The sequence below is a fragment of the Haloferax sp. s1 genome (genome assembly GCF_058382125.1).
Genome location: NZ_JBZRPK010000327.1, coordinates 1 through 3,175 on the forward strand (window position 1 = coordinate 1; position 3,175 = coordinate 3,175).

Here is a 3,175-nt window from a genome sequence, read left to right on the forward strand (position 1 = left end):
CTGAGAGCGTGCGCTTCGAGACGTGTGTGGCGGCGCTATAGGAGGTCTTCGAGTTCGTCGTTTTGCCACATCTCGTTCGGGTCATCCCGCTGTTCGGTCTCCGTCTGTTCGATAGCCTCACGAGCGCGCTCCATGAACGCTTCGACGCGCTCGGACCGCTCGACACCGCCGAGGAGAACGAGCGAGGCGAGATGACCGCTTTCGAGCGGGAAGTCGCCGCCGCGGACTTGAAGGCTGCCGGTTTCCTCCTCGACCCAACGACGCGCGCGTTCGACGCCTTTTCGGGGAATCGTATCGGGTTCCCCGGCGATGACGACGAGCGCGGAGTCGGCGTTACTGGCGTCTGGAAGACTCGTCCCCGTCAGGACCGCGCGGCGGGTCGTACTCATCACGGTATTGATGTTGTCTTCCGCCTCTGGGGACGCTTCGGCGCTGGCGTAGCCGAGGGCGGCGATTCCCCCAGAGCGGAGGGTGTTGATAACCTCGGAGGTGTCGACGACGCTCTCACCGACGCCTTCGGTCGCTTCGCCGGCGGCGAGCAGAAGTCCAACGCGCCGGGCGATTGCCTGATTGATGGCGTCGAATCCTTCGCTCATCGACTCACCGGATGCACGGAACGAATCGTTGTCGACGAGAAGGACGGCGTCGGATTCGCGGGCGACGGTCTTGAGCGACCGACCGGCGTTCACCTGATACATCGCACCTTCGTCCTGACCCGGGAGGATACCGAGAACGTAGACTGGTACGTTGTACACGCGGCGGAGCGCCTTTGCGAGCACCGGTGCGCCACCGGACCCCGACCCGCCGCCGAGTCCGGCGACGACGAATATCGACTCCGCCTCGGCCGTGACGCGCCCGTCCAATGCGGACATGACTTCGGTCTTGTCAGACTCCATCACTTCAGCGCCGAGTTCGTTGTCGCCGCCGACACCGTGTCCGTTGACACGGTCCTGTCCGATGAGGACGGTCTCGAACGGAAGCGACTGCAGGTCAGCTTTCGCGGTGTTCACCCCGACGGCGTCGAGGACGGCACCGAATCCCATCTGTTGGTCGAACGACTGGAGGGCAGCGGTGAGCTTTCCACCCGCTTGGCCCACACCAATCAGGACGGTCTTCATATCACAATCCACTCTTGGCCCCGTCTTGAACGTTCCCCACCCTACTTTGATGCCCTCCGCTGTCGACAGTTCGCCCTCGCGCTTTCGTTCACTAACTGTTCCTGAGCTTTATGTCGGATGACGGGACCACCCCGTGCTATGACGAACGACCCTGTCCGACTCGATACAGATGGTCACGCTCGCGCCGCGACGGACCGAACTGCCGAACTCGTTTCGAGACTCGACGCGGTCGAGCGCACGCTGACTGGAACTGACGCCGACCTCTCGAATCTCGAAGACCTCGCCGCCGTCGAAGAACGCATCACCGACCTCGAATCAGCTGTCGAGACGCTCACTGACCGCCTCGACGAAGTCGACGCCGCGACGCAGGCGATTCGAGGCTATCTGGGCGGCGTCCGCACCGTCAACGAGGATGTCGAGCGACGGGCGAACGCCGCGCTCGCCAAAGCGGAGTCGCTGGAAGCCGCACTCATCGATGAATCTGACGACGCATTCGCGCAAGCGGTTGCATCTCAGCCAGCAGACAAGCAATCGGCCGAGTCGACGACTGCTACCTCCGCCAACAACACGCGTGTACCCCACTCGGCTCGTACGACTCACACTGACCGGACCAACACTGACCGGACCAACGCCGCCGCCGACGACGACCGCCGCGGCTTGGCCACTCGCCTCCGCGACGCACTGTGATTCGCGTCGTTCTCACGTGTCTCCTCGCCGTCGCCATTGCGGGCGTGGCCTTTCCCGCGGCCGACGCGGCGAGAGCGGACGCGACAACCGTCAAAATCGGAACGATGGCGGACGAACTCGCGCATGCCTCGGCCACCCTCGCGACCACCGAAGACCCGACACCTGCCGGGGTCGCGGGCGCGCAGCGACACGTCGCCTTCACCGTCCCATCGGGGTCGTGGCGAGCAGCGGGTGTCTCTCGACTCTCAATTCGCGGCGGCGACGGCGTCGAACTCACGGCAACCACCTCGTCCGGTCCGACCGTCGTGCGGCGCGTTGGTGGCCCGCGAGTTCGGGTCGTCGGTGAACGACTCGTCCTCGGCCCCGGACAGCATCGCCTCAAACTGACGCTCGCGTCCGATACCGACGGTTCTGTGGTCGTTATCGCTCCGGCTCACGTCGACTCGTCGGTGGCGTAGGTTCAAATACCCGGACGGGGCCACCCCATCGCATGCCCCTCGATTCCCTCTCCGAAACCATCGCCTCTGCGCTCCCGGACACGCTCGGTGACCGCCTCGCCGACGCGACCGGTGACTACCTTCTGGATTCTTCCTCCTCGGACGCCTGTGAGTGTACAACTGAGTTCACTACACCGACCGACCGGCCGCACGACGAGACAGTTACGCTCGCCGTCGATGCATCGGCGTGTCCGAACCGCGGTTTACTGGCTCACGCCCCCGCCTGCCGCGCCACGGTTATCGAGGCACTGGAGACGCGCGACGCAGACGGCGTCGTCGTCCGAACCGACGGCTTGGAACGTCGCTACGACGACGCCGCGACCGGTCTGCTCGTCGCCGCTGGCCGGTTCGCAGAGCGCGTGCACTTCCACGACGAACGACTCGCCGAGCGTGCTCGTCGGGACCCGCTCGCCGCCGCCTACGAGGCAAACGGCCGCGCCGGTCCGATACGCCGCGCTGCGGCCGAAACCGGGCTTTCCGAGGGAATTACTCGAACGACCGACTACGACGACGCGCTCCGTGCGGTTGTCGGCCCGACGCTCGCCCGTTCACGTGTCGACCCGCGCCCGCCGGCGGACGGGCGACTCGTCGCCACGACCGACCTCGATACCGGCGCGGTCGCCCGTCAGTACGAGACCCCGAACGGTCTCGTCTACCACCTCGACCCGCCGGAGTCGAAACTCGACCAACAGGCCGCACGGACGCTCGCCGCCGCACACGACGCGCCCGCTCGGGGCGCGGTCGATGCCGGTTCCGGAGTGCGTGCACCGGGGCGCGCTGTCCGTCTCGTTGCTGATGCAGAGGCTCCCGTCGAGACGCTCACGACGATTCTCGCGTAACACACGCAGGGTCACGGCGACCCCGCCGACCGGA

The 3,175-nt window shown here is 66.0% G+C and carries 3 protein-coding genes and 1 pseudogene; 3 read left to right on the forward strand and 1 reads right to left on the reverse strand.

Annotation, left to right across the window (positions count from 1 at the left end; translation table 11 throughout):
• Positions 1–35: 35 nt before the first annotated feature.
• Positions 36–1,118: a tubulin/FtsZ family protein gene (locus QT222_RS03730; RefSeq protein ID WP_004057524.1), complete on the reverse strand. Its 1,083-nt coding sequence runs from the start codon at positions 1,116–1,118 to the stop codon at positions 36–38.
• Between the two features lie 138 nt (positions 1,119–1,256).
• On the opposite strand from QT222_RS03730, the gene QT222_RS03735 reads away from it, so the two are divergent.
• From QT222_RS03735 to QT222_RS03745, 3 genes and pseudogenes are all read left to right on the forward strand, one after another.
• A complete protein-coding gene (locus QT222_RS03735; RefSeq protein ID WP_491476351.1) occupies positions 1,257–1,805 on the forward strand; it encodes a DUF7310 family coiled-coil domain-containing protein in 549 nt (182 codons plus the stop codon).
• Positions 1,802–2,263 (forward strand): DUF7311 family protein, encoded by a 462-nt coding sequence (locus QT222_RS03740; protein WP_491476352.1) that lies wholly within the window; start codon positions 1,802–1,804, stop codon positions 2,261–2,263. The genes QT222_RS03735 and QT222_RS03740 overlap by 4 nt, the downstream gene beginning before the upstream one ends.
• A 32-nt stretch (positions 2,264–2,295) precedes the next feature.
• Positions 2,296–3,138, forward strand: a pseudogene (locus QT222_RS03745) (type II secretion protein); the annotation flags it as partial.
• Positions 3,139–3,175 lie beyond the last annotated feature (37 nt).

What these genes read in the sequence shown, in the direction of transcription:
- QT222_RS03730 (WP_004057524.1), bottom strand. Translation starts at nt 1,118, where the DNA reads ATGAAGACCGTCCTGATTGGTGTGGGCCAAGCGGGTGGAAAGCTCACC.
- QT222_RS03735 (WP_491476351.1), top strand. Translation starts at nt 1,257, where the DNA reads ATGACGAACGACCCTGTCCGACTCGATACAGATGGTCACGCTCGCGCC.